Source organism: Stenotrophomonas sp. KH_029 (assembly GCF_057839765.1).
Genome location: NZ_CM174498.1, coordinates 2990917 through 3007574 on the forward strand (window position 1 = coordinate 2990917; position 16658 = coordinate 3007574).

The 16658-nt window shown below is 69.1% G+C and carries 14 protein-coding genes; 10 read left to right on the plus strand and 4 right to left on the minus strand.

Annotated features, from left to right (window positions below; all coding sequences use genetic code 11):
* From holA to AC3ITM_RS13560, 4 genes are all read right to left on the minus strand, one after another.
* Positions 1-1038: a DNA polymerase III subunit delta gene (holA, locus tag AC3ITM_RS13545; RefSeq protein ID WP_489265686.1), complete on the minus strand. Its 1038-nt coding sequence runs from the start codon at positions 1036-1038 to the stop codon at positions 1-3.
* 29 nt (positions 1039-1067) lie between these two features.
* Positions 1068-1673, minus strand: coding sequence for an LPS-assembly lipoprotein LptE (locus AC3ITM_RS13550; RefSeq protein WP_489265687.1), 606 nt, complete (start codon positions 1671-1673; stop codon positions 1068-1070).
* 103 nt (positions 1674-1776) lie between these two features.
* A complete protein-coding gene (gene leuS, locus AC3ITM_RS13555; RefSeq protein WP_489265689.1) occupies positions 1777-4416 on the minus strand; it encodes a leucine--tRNA ligase in 2640 nt (879 codons plus the stop codon).
* A 228-nt stretch (positions 4417-4644) separates the two neighbouring features.
* Entirely contained in the window at positions 4645-5283 is a 639-nt protein-coding gene (locus tag AC3ITM_RS13560; protein ID WP_489265691.1) for a DUF998 domain-containing protein, read from the minus strand.
* A 125-nt stretch (positions 5284-5408) separates the two neighbouring features.
* Between AC3ITM_RS13560 and trxA the strand changes: the two genes are divergently transcribed.
* From trxA to AC3ITM_RS13610, 10 genes are all read left to right on the plus strand, one after another.
* Positions 5409-6251: a thioredoxin gene (trxA, locus tag AC3ITM_RS13565; protein WP_489265692.1), complete on the plus strand. Its 843-nt coding sequence runs from the start codon at positions 5409-5411 to the stop codon at positions 6249-6251.
* A 222-nt stretch (positions 6252-6473) separates the two neighbouring features.
* Positions 6474-8138: a FecR family protein gene (locus AC3ITM_RS13570; RefSeq protein ID WP_489265693.1), complete on the plus strand. Its 1665-nt coding sequence runs from the start codon at positions 6474-6476 to the stop codon at positions 8136-8138.
* Positions 8135-9766 carry a CHASE2 domain-containing protein gene (locus AC3ITM_RS13575; RefSeq protein ID WP_489265694.1) on the plus strand — a complete coding sequence of 544 codons (1632 nt, stop codon included), beginning with the start codon at positions 8135-8137 and terminating at the stop codon, positions 9764-9766. Before AC3ITM_RS13570 ends, AC3ITM_RS13575 begins: the two co-directional genes overlap by 4 nt.
* Before the next feature lie 211 nt (positions 9767-9977).
* Complete coding sequence (locus AC3ITM_RS13580; RefSeq protein WP_489265695.1) at positions 9978-10442, plus strand: DUF4442 domain-containing protein; 465 nt, start codon at positions 9978-9980, stop codon at positions 10440-10442.
* Between the two features lie 157 nt (positions 10443-10599).
* Entirely contained in the window at positions 10600-11277 is a 678-nt protein-coding gene (locus AC3ITM_RS13585) for a DUF502 domain-containing protein (protein ID WP_228884293.1), read from the plus strand.
* Position 11278: 1 nt separating this feature from the next.
* On the plus strand, positions 11279-12052 hold the full coding sequence (locus tag AC3ITM_RS13590) for a queuosine precursor transporter (protein ID WP_489265697.1): 774 nt from the start codon (positions 11279-11281) through the stop codon (positions 12050-12052).
* 94 nt (positions 12053-12146) lie between these two features.
* Positions 12147-14072 (plus strand): DUF885 domain-containing protein, encoded by a 1926-nt coding sequence (locus tag AC3ITM_RS13595; protein WP_489265699.1) that lies wholly within the window; start codon positions 12147-12149, stop codon positions 14070-14072.
* A 57-nt stretch (positions 14073-14129) separates the two neighbouring features.
* On the plus strand, positions 14130-15176 hold the full coding sequence (locus AC3ITM_RS13600; protein WP_489270109.1) for a serine hydrolase domain-containing protein: 1047 nt from the start codon (positions 14130-14132) through the stop codon (positions 15174-15176).
* Positions 15173-15577, plus strand: coding sequence for an SMU1112c/YaeR family gloxylase I-like metalloprotein (gloA2, locus tag AC3ITM_RS13605; RefSeq protein ID WP_489265701.1), 405 nt, complete (start codon positions 15173-15175; stop codon positions 15575-15577). Before AC3ITM_RS13600 ends, gloA2 begins: the two co-directional genes overlap by 4 nt.
* 122 nt (positions 15578-15699) lie before the next feature.
* On the plus strand, positions 15700-16143 hold the full coding sequence (locus AC3ITM_RS13610) for a DUF2147 domain-containing protein (RefSeq protein ID WP_489265703.1): 444 nt from the start codon (positions 15700-15702) through the stop codon (positions 16141-16143).
* Positions 16144-16658 lie beyond the last annotated feature (515 nt).

Genomic DNA, 16658 nt, shown 5'->3' on the forward strand with positions numbered 1-16658 from the left:
TCAGGCGCGGGCCAGCAGCCGCACCGCACGCGCTTCGGCCACCGCCACCAGCAGCCGCTCCAGGCCCAGCCAGGGGTCGCCATCGGCACGGCCCTTGGCCATGCGGTCGACCAGGCCGGCTTCGGCCACGAAACGCTCCCACCGCTTGGGTTCGGGATGGCGCTGCAGGGCGCGCTTGAACGGCGCCTGGCGCGATTCCCAGATGCCGCGGCTCTTCATCTCCGCGCCGAGATTGCCACCACGCGCCTGGACCCGCGCCAGCGCGGCGGTGGACAGCAGCTCGCGGATCACCATCGGCATCAACGCCGCCACCGCCTCGCCCTCGCCGCGCAGGCCGGCCAGCATGCGCAGCACCGCCACCGGCTGCCCGGAGAAGGTGGCCTCCAGCAGCCGGAACACGTCATAGCGGGCAGCATCGGCCACCAGCGATTCCATGGTGTCCACATCCAGGGTCTGGCCGCTGGCCAGCAGCGCCAGTTTGTCGATTTCCTGTGCGGCGGCCAGCAGGTTGCCTTCCACCCGCTCGGCCAGCCGCTGCACCGCGGCCGGGTCGGCGCGCAGGCCCTGCGTGCGCAGGCGGCGCTCGATCCAGTCCGGCAGTTCGTGCGGCTTGATCGCCCAGGCCACCGACAGCACGCCGACCCGGTTGACCGCCTCGGCCCACTTGCCCTGGTGGGCCTTGCTCCATTCGTTGCAGGTGATCAGCAGGATCACATCCGGCGCGGGGTCGGCGCAGAACTGGCTGATCACCTCGGCGCCGTCCTTGCCCGGCTTGCCGCTGGGCAGGCGTAGTTCCATCAGCCGGCGCGGGCTGAACAGGCTGGGCGCGTTGAAACTGGCCTGGACCTGGTTCCAGTCGAAATCGCGGCCGTCGGCATCGAACACTTCGCGCTCGTCGATGCCGTCGGCACGGGCACGGGCACGCACCGCATCGGCGGCTTCCAGCACGCGCAGGGTTTCCGGGCCGGCAATCAGGTACACCGGGACCAGAGCCTGGCTGGCCGGCTGGCTGGCAAGTTGTTCGGGTCGCAGTTCCATCCTGGCGCGCCGGTCCGCGGACGGAGCGGTCAGTGCCCCTGCGGCTTGGTCGCCGGCGGCTCGGCCGGCGTCACCGCCGGTACCTCCGGCGTCGCCGGCACGGCGCTGCCGGCCTTGGCCGGAATCCGCCCATGCTCCATTTCCGCACGCACCACGCTGTCGATGCGGCGCATGATCGAGGCGGACATTTCCCGGCGCAGTTCGTCGGCGAGGATTTCGCGTTCGGTGGTGGTGCCGGTGGCGTCGGTGGGCGGGGACACGTAATCGCGCGACAGTTCGATCACCTGCTGGGGCACCAGTTCGCTGCCGTCTTCGCGGCGGAAGATGAAGATCACCGCATAACGCAGGCTGTATTCCTGCGCGCGGCCCTGCGCATCGATGGCGATCGGCAGATCGCCCCAGCGTTCGGACAGCACCTGCAGCTGCGCGGCCGGCGCGCTGCTGTCGGCCTCGGCGATCTGCGCCCCGGAGGACTGCAGGCCCCGGCGCAGCAGCTTGGCCAGTTCACTGTACGGCGCGGTGGAGACCACCTTCACCGCAGCGGTGTCGGCCGGCAGCATCAGCTTGTTGCGCAGATGGAAGCCACACCCGGCAAGGGTCGCGGTCAGGACGAGGGCAAGCAGGAATCGGGTCATGGGCACAGTCTGGGGGAGCCGGGCGGGCGCGGCAACAGGCATAGAAGATGCCCGATGCCGCGTGAACGAGACTTGAGACCGGCCGCGCGGCCGGTGGCCGCCGTCAGGCGGCCACGATGTTCACGATCTTGCCGGGCACGATGATGATCTTGCGCACGGTCAGGCCTTCCAGGAACTTGGCCGCGTTCGGCTCGGCCAGGCCCAGCGCCTCGATCCGGTCGCGCGCCGCATCGGCGGCCACCTCGATGGTGCCGCGCAGCTTGCCGTTGACCTGTACCGCCAGGGTCACCGCATCGCGCACCAGCGCGGCCGGGTCCACCTGCGGGAACGGCTGGTCTTCCAGCAGCGTCTCGGCGTTGCCCAGCAGCTGCCACAGCGCATGGCTGGCATGCGGGGTGATCGGGTTGAGCAGCAGCACGGTGGCCTGCAGGGCTTCCTGGCGCACCGCGCGGCCCTGCGCGCTGGCATCGTCGAATTTGGCCAGCGCGTTCATCAACTCCATCACCGCGGCAATGGCGGTATTGAAACTGTGGCGGCGGCCATAGTCGTCGCCGACCTTGCCGATGGTTTCATGGGTCTTGCGGCGCAGCGCCTTCTGCGCGGTGTCCAGCGCGGCCACGTCCAGTGCCACCACGGCACCGTCGGCGGCGTGCCTTTCCACCTGGGTCCACAACCGGCGCAGGAAACGCGCCATGCCGTCCACGCCGGCCTCGTTCCACTCCAGCGACTGCTCCGGCGGCGCGGCGAACATCGAGAACAGGCGCACGGTGTCGGCACCGTACTTGCCCACCATCGCCTGCGGATCCACACCGTTGTTCTTGGACTTGGACATCTTCTCGGTGCCGCCGATCACCACCGGCTGGCCGTCGGCGATCAGGGTCGCCCCGACGATGCGGCCGCGCTCGTCGCGCTGCACATCCACGTCGGCCGGGTTGATCCAGTCCTTGGAACCGTCCGGATTGGCACGGTAATAGGTCTCGGCGATCACCATGCCCTGGCAGAGCAGGTTCTGCGCCGGCTCGTTGCTGTCCACCATGCGCGCATCGCGCAGCAGCTTGTGGAAGAAACGGAAGTACATCAGGTGCAGGATGGCGTGCTCGATGCCACCGATGTACTGGTCCACCGGCAGCCAGTAGTTGCCGCGCTTGTCCACCGCGTCGCGGGCGCCGGGCGAGGTGTAGCGTGCGTAGTACCAGCTGGACTCCATGAAGGTGTCGAAGGTATCGGTCTCGCGCTCGGCCGCGCCGCCGCAGTCCGGGCAGGTGGTCTTGCGCCATTCCGGGTCGGCCTTGATCGGCGAACCGGTGCCGACGAAGTTGACGTTCTCCGGCAGGATCACCGGCAGCTGCTCTTCCGGTACCGGCAGGGCGCCGCACTTGGGGCAGTAGATCACCGGGATCGGGCAGCCCCAGTAGCGCTGGCGGCTCACGCCCCAGTCGCGCAGGCGGTAATTCACGCGGCGCTGGCCCTGGGCCTTGCGCTCGAAGCGCTCGGCCAGCGCCTCGAAGGCGCCCTGGAAATCCAGCCCGTCGAATTCTTCGGAATTGACCAGCTCGGTCTCACGGGTCTTGTCGCCGTACCAGTCCTGCCAGCGGGTGGCGTCGTATGCGCTTTCTTCCTTGCGCAGCGACTTCAACGCGATGACCTGGCGGATCGGCAGGCCGTACTTGTTGGCAAATTCATTGTCGCGCTGGTCGTGGCCGGGAACGGCCATCACCGCACCGGTGCCGTAGCCCATCAGCACGAAGTTGGCCACCCACACCGGCACCTGGGCGCCGGTGACCGGATGGATGGCGCGCAGGCCGGTGTCCATGCCGCGCTTTTCCTGGGTTTCCAGCTCGGCTTCGGAGACGCCGCCCTGCTTCATTTCGGCCAGCAGCGCCGCCAGCGCCGGGTTGGACCTGGCCGCGTGCTGGGCCAGCGGGTGCTCGCCGGCGATCGACACGAAGGTCACGCCCATCACGGTGTCCGGACGGGTGGTGAACACCCGCAGCGGGTCCAGCGCGCTGCCGTCGGCATCGCGCACGTCGAACTGGATTTCCAGCCCTTCGGAGCGGCCGATCCAGTTGCGCTGCATGGTCTTGACCGAATCGGGCCAGCCCGGCAGTTCATCCAGGCCGTCCAGCAGTTCCTGGGCGTAATCGGTGATGCGCAGGAACCACTGCGGGATCTCGCGTTTTTCCACCAGTGCGCCCGAGCGCCAGCCGCGGCCGTCGATGACCTGTTCGTTGGCCAGCACGGTCTGGTCGACCGGGTCCCAGTTGACCACCGCGTTGCGGCGGTAGGCCAGGCCCTTGCGCATCAGCCGGGTGAACATGCGCTGCTCGTGTACGTAGTACTCCGGCGTGCAGGTGGCGAACTCGCGCGACCAGTCGATCGCATAGCCCATGGCCTTGAACTGGCTGCGCATGTGCTCGATGTTGGCGTAGGTCCACTTGGCCGGCGCGGTCTTGTTCTTGATCGCGGCATTCTCGGCCGGCAGGCCGAACGCGTCCCAGCCCATCGGCTGCAGCACGTTGTGCCCGGTCATCCGCTTGTAGCGGCTGATCACATCGCCGATGGTGTAGTTGCGCACGTGGCCCATGTGCAGCGCACCGGACGGATACGGCAGCATCGAAAGGCAGTAGAACTTCGGCTTGTCCGAAGTCTCGGTGACCTCGAAGGCACGGGTGGCGTCCCAGAACTTCTGGGCGGCCGATTCAACCTGCTGCGGATCGTAAACGTTGGGTTCGACGCTGGTCATGGAAACGCTAGTGCGGCGGCAAAGCGGGACAGCGTACCGCAGTGCGGCATGGGGCTCCAATCGACGCCAGCGCCCCCTCCCACCCGTCACCTCATCCCCTTGAATTATCAGGGAATTGCCGGCCAGAGCGGAAACCAGCCGGAGTACCGGCCGCGCGCGGCGGCGCGGCGATGACCGCCAACGGGCCGAAAGCGACGCGCCTGCGGAGATGCCGGCCCGGCCCTGCGCTCAGCGGCAGCGCCGGGCCAGCGGCAACGCGGCCAGCAACCATGCCACCCAGCAGGCGAACGCCAGCCGCTGCGCCAGCGGTGCCGGCAACCACGCCTGCAGCACGAACGCAGCCAGCAGCATGGCCGCGCCGCAGCCCAGGTGCAGCCATGCCAGTGCACGCGCCCCGGGCAGGCGCAGCGCGCCAGCGCCGACCATCAGCGCACCGGGTACGAAGGCCAGCACCCACACCATCCATGCACTGGCGTGGAACTGGCTGGCCGGGCTGTCGATGTCGGTGGCATCCAGCGGCAGCAGCCCCATGGCGGCAAAGCCCAGGCCTGCCAGCATCAGCATCTGCAGGCCCACCCGCACCGCCTTGCCCGCGATGCCCGCGCCGTTGCCGGCGGCGGCCGGTGCCGGGCGGTCCATCAGGATCAGCAGGCGCAGCGCCACCGCTGCGGCCAGCACCCCCGGCAGTATCAGGCCCAGCCAATTGAAGGCCTGCGCATGCGGCACGCCGGTGGCGCCCAGCAGGGCCACCGGGTGGCGCAGCGCGTGGTAGCCCGGCAGGGCCGCACCGAAGCCCACCACCGCCGCCACGAACAGGGCCGCGGCCACCGCGCCAATGCTGCGGTCGATACGTTGCATGAAGGGCATGAGGCGCGCCTGCGTGTAAGGAAGGCGCGCATTGTCACCGGTTTGCACCGATCGCGGCCACGGGCTTGCGTCGCAGCGCAGGCGGACCCATAAACTGCGTACATCTTCAACGTTGATTCCAGACCATGAGCGAATTGCCCCACGTCTTTGACGCCACCACCGAAACCTTCGAAGCCCAGGTGCTGCAGAAGTCACTGCAGACCCCGGTGCTGGTCGACTTCTGGGCCCCCTGGTGCGAGCCCTGCAAGACCCTGGGCCCGATGCTGGAGAAGCTGGCCGGCGAATACCACGGCGCCTTCGAACTGGCCAAGGTCGACGTCGACCAGGAACAGCAGATCGCCGCGGCCTTCCAGATCCGCTCGGTGCCCACCGTGTTCCTGGTCAAGGGCGGCCAGCTGGTCGACGGCTTCCCCGGCGCACTGCCCGAAGGCCAGCTGCGCGAATTCCTGGCCCAGCACGGCATTGTCCCGGCCGAGGCCGCCGATCCCGAACCGCTGGACCCGCAGGCCCAGGTCGATGTACTGCGCGCGGCGATCGTGGCCGAACCGGACAAGGACGTGCTCAAGCTCGAGCTGGCCCTGGCCCTGCTGCAGACCGGCGCCAGCGCCGAGGCCAGCGCCCTGATCGACGCGCTGCCGGCCAACCTGTCCACCGATGACCGCGCCATCGCCGCCCGCGCCCGGCTGGACTTTGCCAGCGCGCTGCACGATGCCCCCGCCGCCGCCGCGCTGGAGGCGCGCATCGCCGCCAATGCCGATGACCTGCAGGCGCGCCACCTGCGTGGCGTGCAGCTGCTGCTGGACGGACACGACGAGGGCGCGCTGGAGCAGTTCCTGGAGATGCTGCGCCGCGACCGCAGCTTCAACGACGGGCTGCCGCGCAAGCTGCTGATCGACGCTTTCAAGGTGATCGGCGACGAGGACCTGGTCGGCCGCTACCGCCGCCGCATGGCCGCGCTGCTGTTCTGAGCGCCAGGCGCCATCGCGGCCGCAGGGGCCGGATGCCAGGTTCAGTCCCACACCCCTAGCGGATCCTGCGGTTTCCGGGCGTGATCAAGATCACGTTCAGAAACCTTGCACGGCTCCCGGGCGATAATGCCGGCGTGGCGCACTGGACGCCGCGATCCATTCGGGGGGATGTGGTCGGGGCCATCGTGGTCGCACGGCCAGGCCCCGCCCAGCAGGGCCCTGATGACCGTGAGTTCGACCCGTTTGCCGCACCGTTGTGCGCCGTATACCCGCCTGCTGATGCTGGTGGCGCTGCTGCTGTCCGTCTTTCCCGCGTTTGCCCAGGACTGGAACTACCGGGTCCGCCCGGGCGATACCCTGTGGGACCTGGGCGCGCGTTACCTCAAACCCTCGGTGCCCTGGGAACAGCTGCAGACGCATAACCGCGTGGCCGACCCGTACCGGCTGCCGCCCGGTACCCAGCTGCGTTTCCCGGTGGCCTGGCTGCAGGTACAACCCGCACCGGCCCGGGTACTGGCCACACGGGGCCTGGTCCAGGTCGGCGATACCGACCAGCCTGGCCTGCGCGATGTGGCCCAGGGCGACCTGCTCAGGATCGGCCAGCACCTGGTGACCGGCGCCGATGCCAGCGTCACCATCGTCTTCGCCGACGACTCGCGGCTGCAGCTGCGCGAGAACTCGCGGCTGCGCCTGGACCAGCTCAGCCGTTACGGCCACACCGGCATGGTCGATACCCGGCTGCGCCTGGAACAGGGCCGCAGCAGCAACCGGGTCACCCCCGCCAAGGGCCCGGCTTCGCGCTACATCATCGATGCGCCCACGGCGACCAGCAGCGTGCGCGGCACCGTGTTCCGGGTCAGCGCCGGCGGCGATGGGCGCAGCGCCGCCACTGAAGTGATCGAAGGCAAGGTGCAGGTGGGCAACCGCCGCGGCCAACGCCTGGTCACCCCGGGCCACGCCACCCGCAGCGATTCGCCCGATACCGCGCCCGGCGCCATGGAAACCCTGCTGCCGGCGCCCGTGCTGGACCGCACGCAGCTGCGCCTGGACCCGCTGCCGGCGCAGCTGGCGTGGTCGCCGGTGGCCGGCGCCGACCACTACCGGGCCGAAGTGGTGCGCGCCGACCAGCCGGAAATCCTGCTGTTCGCCCAGGACACCCACGCCACCGCGCTCACCGTGCCCGACCTGCCACCGGGCGAACTGCGGGTGCTGGTGCGCGCGGTCAACGCGCAGGGCGTGGAAGGCCTGGATGCCGAGCGCGACTTCCTGGTCCGCGACCAGCCGCCGGCCCCGCTGACGGTGCGCCCGGTCAACCAGCAGACCATCAACAGCGCGCGCCCGCGCTTTGAATGGAGCCAGGTCGGCGGCGCCGAGGCCACCGTGCTGCAGATCGCCCACGATGCGCAGTTCCTGCAACCGGTGCTGGAACAGGAAAGCCGCGGCACCCACCTGCGCCCGGCCCGCGACCTGGCCCCCGGCGCCTATTTCTGGCGGGTGGCCTCGCGCGATGGCAACGGCCACCGCGGCCGCTTCGGGCAACCGGTGGCGCTGACCCTCAGCGATGCGCCGGTGGACCCGGCCCTGCAACCGCCGCAGGCGGCCAAGGGCCAGCTGACCCTGCGCTGGCAGGCCGGGCAAGCCGGGCAACGCTACCGCGTGCAGCTGGACCGCCGCGGCGATTTCGCCCAGCCGCTGCTGGACCGTGAACTCGACCAACCCGAGGTAACTCTCAAGCGGCCCTGGCACGGCACCTTGCATGTGCGCGTGCAGTACATCGACGACGACGGCTACGCCGGCCCGTTCTCGCCGGCACAGCAGGTCAAACTGCCCTGCCGCACCTGCTATGGCGCCGGCGGCGGCGCCCTGCTGCTGTGGTTGCTGCTGTGAAGCCGCTGGTGCTGCCCTGGCTGCAACGGATCGCGCTGGCGCTGCTGTTCGGCGCACTTGCCGCGGCGGCCAGCCACTGGCACTGGTTCTGGCAGCAGGACGAGGCGGTCTACGACGCCTACGTCGGCCGCTGGGACTACCCACCCGATCCGCGCCTGCTGATCGTGGCCATCGACGACAACAGCCTGCAGCAGATCGGCCAATGGCCGTGGCCGCGCTCCACCCACGCGCGCCTGCTCGACCGCCTCACCCACGCCGGCAGCACCCGGGTGGTGCTGGACCTGATGCTGTCCGAGCCGGACCGCCAGGACAACGCCCAGGATGCCGAACTGGCCGCCGCGATCCGGCGCAACGGGCACGTGGTGCTGTCGGTGCTGGCCGCCCCGGCCAGCGGCCCGCGCATGGCCGAAGAACTGCTGCCGATCCCGCTGATCACCGCCAACGCGGCCACCCTGGGCCACAGCGATATCGAAGTGGATGCCGACGGGGTGGCGCGCGGGCTCTACCTCACCGCCGGGATCGGCTCACCGCACTGGCCGGCCCTGGGCCTGGCGCTGGCCGACCGGCGCGGCCCGATGCCCGGCCTGCGCGACCCGCAGCCGGACCAGGCCTCGCCCTACCAGTGGCGGCGCGACCACTATGTGCGGGTGCGCTATGCCGGGCCACCGGAACGCTTCCCGCAGGTGTCCTATGTGGACGTGCTCGACGGCAATGTCGATGCGGCGATGCTGCGTGGGCGGCTGGTGCTGGTGGGCATGACCGCCAGCGGCATCGCGCCGCGGCTGCTGACCCCGACCAACCGCGAGCGCTGGATGAGCGGCAGCGAGTACCAGGCCAACGTGGCCTCGATGCTGCTCGGCGACAAGGTCATCACCCTGCTGCCGACCTATTGGCAGGACCTGCTGAGCGGAGTACTGGTGGCGCTGTGCTGCCTGGGCCTGACCCTGCCGCGGGCGGCGGCCAGCGCCCTGCTGGCGCTGCCGTTGACCCTGCTGCTGAGTTTCGTGCTGCTGCGCGCCGGCAACCTGTGGTTCGCCCCGGCCGCGGCGCTGACCGCGATGCTGGCGGCGATCCTGGCCTGGGTGCTGTGCCGGATCAGCGCATGGCGCCGGCAGGCCAACAGCGATGCGCTGACCGGGCTGGGCAACCGGCTGCGCTTCGAACAGGCGCTGCAGCAGGAACACGACGCCGGCCGCCGCAGTGGCCGCCCGCTGAGCCTGGTGTTGATCGACGTCGACCACTTCAAGCACCACAACGACATCTACGGCCACCATGCCGGCGACAACGTATTGCGCCAGATCGCCAGCGCGATCGGTGCGCACGCACGCCGCCCACGCGACATGGCCGCGCGTTTTGGCGGCGACGAATTCGCGCTGATCCTGCCCGACACCGCCGCCGATGGCGCGGCGCTGGTGGTTGAAGACCTGCTCGCCTGCGCGCGCGGCATGGAGGTTCCCGCCAGCCCCGGCGATACCACCCGGATCACCCTGACCGTCGGAGTGTTCACCCGCGTGCCCGGCGCGCATACCGAGCCGCACCATTTCTTCGAAGGTGCCGACGCGGCGCTGTACCGCGCCAAGGCCGCCGGCCGCAACGGCTACGTCATCGACGACGGTGCCGGCGCGTAGGGTGCGCCTCGGGGAGCGCCTGGTTACAGCGCTGTGCTGAAAGCCAGGTCATGCGCCGCCAATGCCGCCCAGGCAGTGGCTCTGCCCGGCTGCATCGACCAGCGGTCGATGCCTACCGCCCGCGCAGTGCCCCCGCCCATGGCCCATACGCCCCGCCATACGCCGGCGAATGTTAGGCTTGAGCCTCTTTCCCCCGCCCGATGCGCCCCCGATGAACGCCAGCCTGTTCCGCCACGGCATCAACCTGTGGCCGCCCTTCCTGTTCGCCGGCATCCATGTCACCAAGGTCAGCCCGGACTACCGCCACGTGCGCGTGGAACTGCGCATGCGCCCCTGGAACCGCAACTACGTGGGCACCCATTTCGGCGGCAGCCTGTTCGCCATGACCGACCCGTTCTGGATGCTGACCGTGATGCAGAACCTGGGCCGCGATTACTACGTGTGGGACCGCGCCGGCGAGATTGAATTCCTCAAGCCCGGCCGCGGCACCGTATCGGCCGAGTTCCAGCTGGACGATGCGCTGCTGGAGCAGTTGCGCGCGGCCACCGCCAACGGGGAGAAGTACCTGCACTGGTTCAGCAACGACATCGTCGATGCACAGGGCGAGGTGGTCGCCCGCGTGCGCAAGCAGGTCTACCTGCGCCTCAAGCCTGACGCGCGCCGACCCGCCGCCTGATCTGCCGCCGACCTGCCGCCGGTCCCGCATCGACAAACACCGCCTGCAGCTCCTTGCCCGACCCTGCACGGGCCTGCACCACAACCGCCCCCCAACGCCGCACCCGCGGCGGCCGGCGGTGCGCTAAACCGGGCGGCGGCCCCGCTACAATGCGCCGATGTCGCCCCAAGCCCCCCAACTCGTTCCGCGCCCCTCCCTGCAGCGCCTGTTCCTGACCGGCCTGCTGACCCTGTTGCCGATCTGGCTGACCTGGGTGGTGGTCAAATTCGTGTTCGTGCTGCTGTCGGGCATTTCCAGCCCGGTGGTGGTGCCGCTGTCGGAGCAGATCGCCGCCTCGTTCCCGCACTACCTGGGCTGGGTCAAGGTCGAGTGGATGCAGAACCTGATCGGCCTGGCCGCGACCTTGCTGGTGATCCTCAGCGTGGGCGTGCTCAGCCGCCGGGTAATCGGCCAGCGCCTGCTGCGCTGGTTCGGCGCGGTGATCAAACGCATCCCGCTGGCCAGCACCATCTACGAAAGCGCCAAGAAACTGCTGGACATGCTGCAGACCGAACCGGGCAGCACCCAGCGCGTGGTACTGATCGACTTCCCGCACCGCGAGATGAAATCGGTCGGGCTGGTCACCCGGGTGATCCGCGAACAGGGCACCAACCGCGAGTTGGCCGCCGTCTACGTGCCCACCACGCCCAACCCGACCTCGGGCTATCTGGAAATCGTGCCGGTGGAACTGCTGACCCCGACCGACTGGACCGTCGACCAGGCCATGAGCTTCATCATCTCCGGTGGCGCGGTGGCCCCGGACAGCATGCCATTCACGCGTGCCGGCGAACGCTGAAATGAGCGCGCGGCCGCTGCAGGACCGCGCGGTCCAGCTGTTCATCGTATTGGCCGCGTTCTTCTGCGCCAATGCGGTGCTGGCCGAACTGATCGGGGTCAAGATCTTCGCGCTGGAAGACACCCTGGGCGTGGCGCCGTTCAACTGGAACCTGTTCGGCCAGACCGGTTCGCTCAGCTTCACCGCCGGCACCCTGTTGTGGCCGGTGGTGTTCATCATGACCGACACCATCAACGAGTTCTTCGGCCGTCGCGGCGTCAAGTTCATCTCATGGCTGGCGGTGGGGCTGATCAGCTATGGCTTCCTGTTCGCCTTCGCGGCGATTTCGCTGGCGCCGGCCGACTGGTGGGTGACCTCCATGAGTGCGCACGGCGTGCCGGATTACCAGGCTGCGTTCGCCGCGGTGTTCGGCCAAGGCATGTGGACCATCGGTGGGTCGCTGGTGGCCTTCCTGATCGGACAGCTGATCGATGTCTCGGTGTTCCACCGCATCCGTCGCGCCACCGGCGAACGCCATGTGTGGCTGCGCGCCACCGGTTCGACCGCGGTATCGCAGTTGGTGGACAGCTTCGTGGTGATCTGGATCGCCTTCGTGCTGGGCCCGCAGCAGTGGCCGACCTCGCTGTTCCTGGCGGTCAGCAGCGTCAATTACGTCTACAAGATGGGCTTCGCGATCGCCCTGATTCCCTTGCTGTACCTGATGCGCCGGGCGATCAGCGGCTACCTGGGGGCTGAACGCGCCGCCCAGCTGCGGGCCGACGCCGCAGCTGACTGATACCGGTACGCGACAAACCTGACCGGGCCCCGGTGCTGGCCGTACGCAGGCGAATCGGGCAAGCTCCGGGGTCAGTGTTTTACGGAAACAGCCGATGCCCCACCCCGCCCGCGCCCTGGCGCTTGCCATTGCCTCCTTGCTGATCTTCAGTGCCGCCGCACCGGCCGAAGCGGCCAAGAAGAAGGCCAACCGGCCCGCCGCCGCGCAGACCCGGCAGGCCGCCAAGCCCAAGGCCAGGCCGCGCGCGCGTCCGGCCGCCCCGGCCCGGCAGCCGCTGGTGCGCCAGCAGAGCAAGGCCGCCCAGCTCAACCGCATCTACGATGAATACTGGGATGCCTCGATGCGGCTCAATCCGCTTCAGGCCACCTTCCAGGGCGACACCCGGCACAACGACCAGTTGCCCAACATCCTCTCGGCCGCCTACCGCCAGCAATCGCACGATTTCACCATCGAATGGCTGGGCAAGGTCGAGAAAATCGGCGCCGATGGCCTGGACGGGCAGGACCTGCTCAGCTACCAGATCTTCGTGCGCGATGCGCGCATGTCGCTGGCCGCCGAACAGTTCCCCAGCTGGATGCTGCCGGTCAGCCAGTACTACAACCTGGGCAGCATCATGGCGATCCTGGGCTCGGGCTCGGGCGCGCAGCCATTCAACACCGTGCAGGATTACGATGCCTGGTCGCGGCGCTCGCTGGGTATCGCGCCGCTGTTCGACCAGGCCATCGCCAACATGCGCCAGGGCATGGCGGCCGGCGTGGTGCAGCCGCGTGACCTGATGGAAAAGGTGCTGCCGCAGCTGGATGCGGTGATCAAGCCCAGCGCCGAGGAAAGCATTTTCTGGGCGCCGGTGCGCAACCTGCCCGAAGACCTGCCGGCCGCCGACAAGGCGCGCATCAGCGCCGAATACAAGCGCATGATCGAGTTGCGGATCATGCCGGCCTACCGCGCCCTGCGCGGCTTCATCGCCACCGAATACCTGCCGGCCACCCGCGCCAGCGACGGCCTGGGCGCGCTGCCCAACGGCCAGGCCTGGTACACCCAGAATATCGTGCAGAGCACCGCCTCCACGCTGGACGCGCAGCAGATCCACACCCTGGCCGAACAGCGCGTGGCCAGCCTGCAGGCGCAGATCGCCGGCATCCTCAAGGACAACCGGATCCGCGGCTCGCAGCAGAAGGTGCTGCGCAGCATGCGCACCGACAAGAACTTCCAGTACGCCAATGCCAATGCGCTGCTGGCGCGCTACAAACAGCTGCAGGGCCAGGTCGGTGGGCGCCTGCCGGCGCTGCTGGGCACCCAGCCCAAGGCCGCGCTGGAGATCCGTGCGGTCGAGCCTGAGCGCGCCGCCAGCGCGGCAGCGGTGAGCTACCAGCCGGCGCTGCCCGACGGCATGCGACCGGCCATCCTGTACGTCAACACCGGCAACCTGCCCAGCCGCCGCCGCTGGTCGGCGCCGATGCAGTTCCTGCATGAAGGCATTCCCGGCCACCATGTGCAGCTGGGCCTGCAGCAGGAACTGGACAAGCTGCCGCGCTTCCGCCGCCTGGGCGGCGACATCGCCTTCATCGAAGGCTGGGGCCTGTATGCCGAATCGCTGGGCGAGGAACTGGGCGTCTACCAGGACCCTTACGAGCGCATCGGTTACCTGCAGGCGGCGCTGACCCGTGCCGCGCGCATGTCCGCCGATACCGGCGTGCACGCGCTGGGCTGGAGCAAGCGCCAGGCGGTGGACTACCTGGTCAAGACCACCGACATGCCCACCGAGGATGCCAACGCCGAAGTCGAGCGGTTCATGGCATTGCCCGGGCAGACCCTGCCCAACGGGCTGGGCGAACTGAAGATGATCCAGCTGCGCGACCGCGCCAAGGCGGCCCTGGACGCGCGCTTCGACCCGCGCCGTTTCCATGAGCAAGTGCTGCACGACGGGTCGATGCCGCTGGACATCCTGGATGCCAAGATCACCCGCTGGATCGCCAGCGAGACCGGCGCGGCACCCGCCGCGCCGACCGCCACGCCCTGATCGGCAAAGGAGCCGGCCATGCACGTTCCTGTTCGTCGGCGGTACTGGATCGGGGTGATGTGCATCGGCCTGCTCGGCGCCGGCAGCGCCTGGGCCGCGCCGGTGCTGTCGCCGCCGGACCCGGGCATCGACGCCCTGCTGCAGCGCTACGACGGCCAGGTGCCGGGCGCGGCGGTGCTGGTGCTGCACGATGGCCAGCCGGTGTTCCGCCGCGGCTATGGGCTGGCCGTGGTCGAAGACCGCACCGCAGTGACCGCGCAGACCAACTTCCGCCTGGCATCGGTCAGCAAGCAGTTCACCGCCGCGGCCATCCTGCTGTTGGCCGAGGACGGCAAGCTCGGCCTGGATGACCCGCTCAAGCGCTGGCTGCCGTCGCTGCCGGCGGCGGCCGATGCGATTACCCTGCGCCAGCTGCTCAGCCACACCAGCGGCCTGCTCGACTATGAAGACCTGATGGCGCCCGGTGCCACTACGCAGGTGCACGACAGCGACGTGCTGCACCTGCTGGAAACCCAGGACCGCACCTATTTCGCCCCGGGCAGCGCCTACCGCTACAGCAACAGTGGCTATGCGTTGCTGGCGCTGGTGGTGGGCAAGGCATCGGGCACCGGTTTCGCCGGTTTCCTGCGCGAGCGCATCTTCCTGCCGCTGGGCATGCGCGACACCGTGGCGCACCAGGACGGCGTGGACGAGGTGGCACGCCGCGCCTATGGCTACAGCCAGGCCGATGGACGCTGGCAGCGCACCGACCAGAGCCCGACCAGTGCCGTGCTCGGCGATGGCGGCATCTATTCCTCACTCGACGACCTGGCCCGGTGGGATGCGGCGCTGTACGACCAGCGCCTGCTGAAGGCCTCGTCGCTGAAGCAGGCGTTCTCCCCGGCCACCGCCACCGACGAACCGGACGTGCCGTTCTACGGGTTCGGTTGGCGCCTCAACGGCCAGGCGCAGTGGCACAGCGGCGAGAGCATCGGCTTCCGCAATGTGATCCTGCGCTATCCCGGGCAGCGCCTTACCGTGATCGTGCTGACCAACCGCAACGACCCCGCCCCCTACCCGCTGGCGTTGCAGATCGCGCGGCGCTGGCTGGACGCCCTGCAATGAACCCTCCCACCCCACTGCTGCTGGGCGTACACCACGTCGCGCTGATCGGCGCCGACTACGCACGCTCGAAGGACTTCTACACGCGCATCCTCGGTCTGCGCGTGCTCGACGAAAACTACCGGGCCGCGCGCGACTCATGGAAGCTCGACCTGGCCCTGCCCGACGGCAGCCAGCTGGAGCTGTTCTCCTTCCCCGGCGCGCCGCCCCGGCCCAGCCGCCCCGAAGCCCAGGGCCTGCGCCACCTGGCCTTCCGCGTGGCCGCACTGGAACCGATGATCGCCCGCCTGGCCGCGGCCGATGTTGCTTGCGAGCCGATCCGCACCGACCAATACACCGGCCGCCGCTTCACCTTCTTCGCCGACCCGGACGGGCTGCCGCTGGAGCTGTACGAGATCCTCTGACCCGGCCTTCCGGCCCGCCGCGACCGGCGGCCCGGCATTGCCCATACCCCGCCGAATGGGTATACAGTCGGCCTGTACCGGCCACCTGCGCCGGCATTCACGGACATCCCTGGGAGGGGAACATGCGCAAGACCTTCAAGACCCTGTTGCTGGCCCTGCCGCTGATGCTGGCCGCGCTTTCGGCCAGCGCCGCCGACGGTGCGGTCGGCCGCTGGAAGACCATCGACGACAAGACCGGCAAGGTGAAGTCGATCGTGGAAATCACCCAGGCCGCCAACGGCACCCTGACCGGCAAGGTGGTCGACATCCTGCATTCGGACAAGGGCCCCAACCCGGTCTGCGACGGCTGCGAGGGCGCCAACAAGAACAAGCCGGTCAAGGGCATGACCATCCTGTGGAACCTCAAGGCCGACGGCGCCAACGCCTGGTCCGGCGGCACCATCCTGGACCCGGGCAACGGCAAGACCTACAAGTCCAAGGCCAAGCTGCAGACCGGCGGCGCCAAACTGGACGTCTCCGGCTGCATCGCCTTCATCTGCCGCTCGCAGACCTGGGTGCGCGAGTAATTTGGCGCTGTTTTAGCTAGTCATTGCTTTAGCTAGTCATTGCTACGGTGTGGCCGAGAAGAAGAAGAAGGCCGAAGCGGCTGCGCCGCTTCGGCCTTTTGCATTTCAACTCCCCCACAACCCGAACCAAACCGTCCTGGCTCCGGCTTCGGCAGGCAGAAGCTCGGTTCGGTTCCGTTCGGTTCGATCCATTTCGGCCCGGTTAGGTCCGGTCCCTTCAGCTTCCGCCCCGCCCGGTCCTTTCCCTTGCACACCAGCCAACTGTGGAAGGGCTGGGGTGGGTGAGGTTGCGGGGCCCTCCACCGCATGGGTCCGACGCATGCGTCGGACGGGCTGGGCAGGACGCTCAGCCCCGGTCTTTGCCGTGTATGCAGGACTGCATACACGGCAAAGCGGTGGCGGAGCTTACATGGGTGAGGGCGCATTGCTTGCGAGGCACTGCCTCGCATGCGCTCGAACGCCCAGCCGCCGGCGGCTGGGCCGGGCCGCGGAGCGGGACTTGCAGCGTGCCCCGC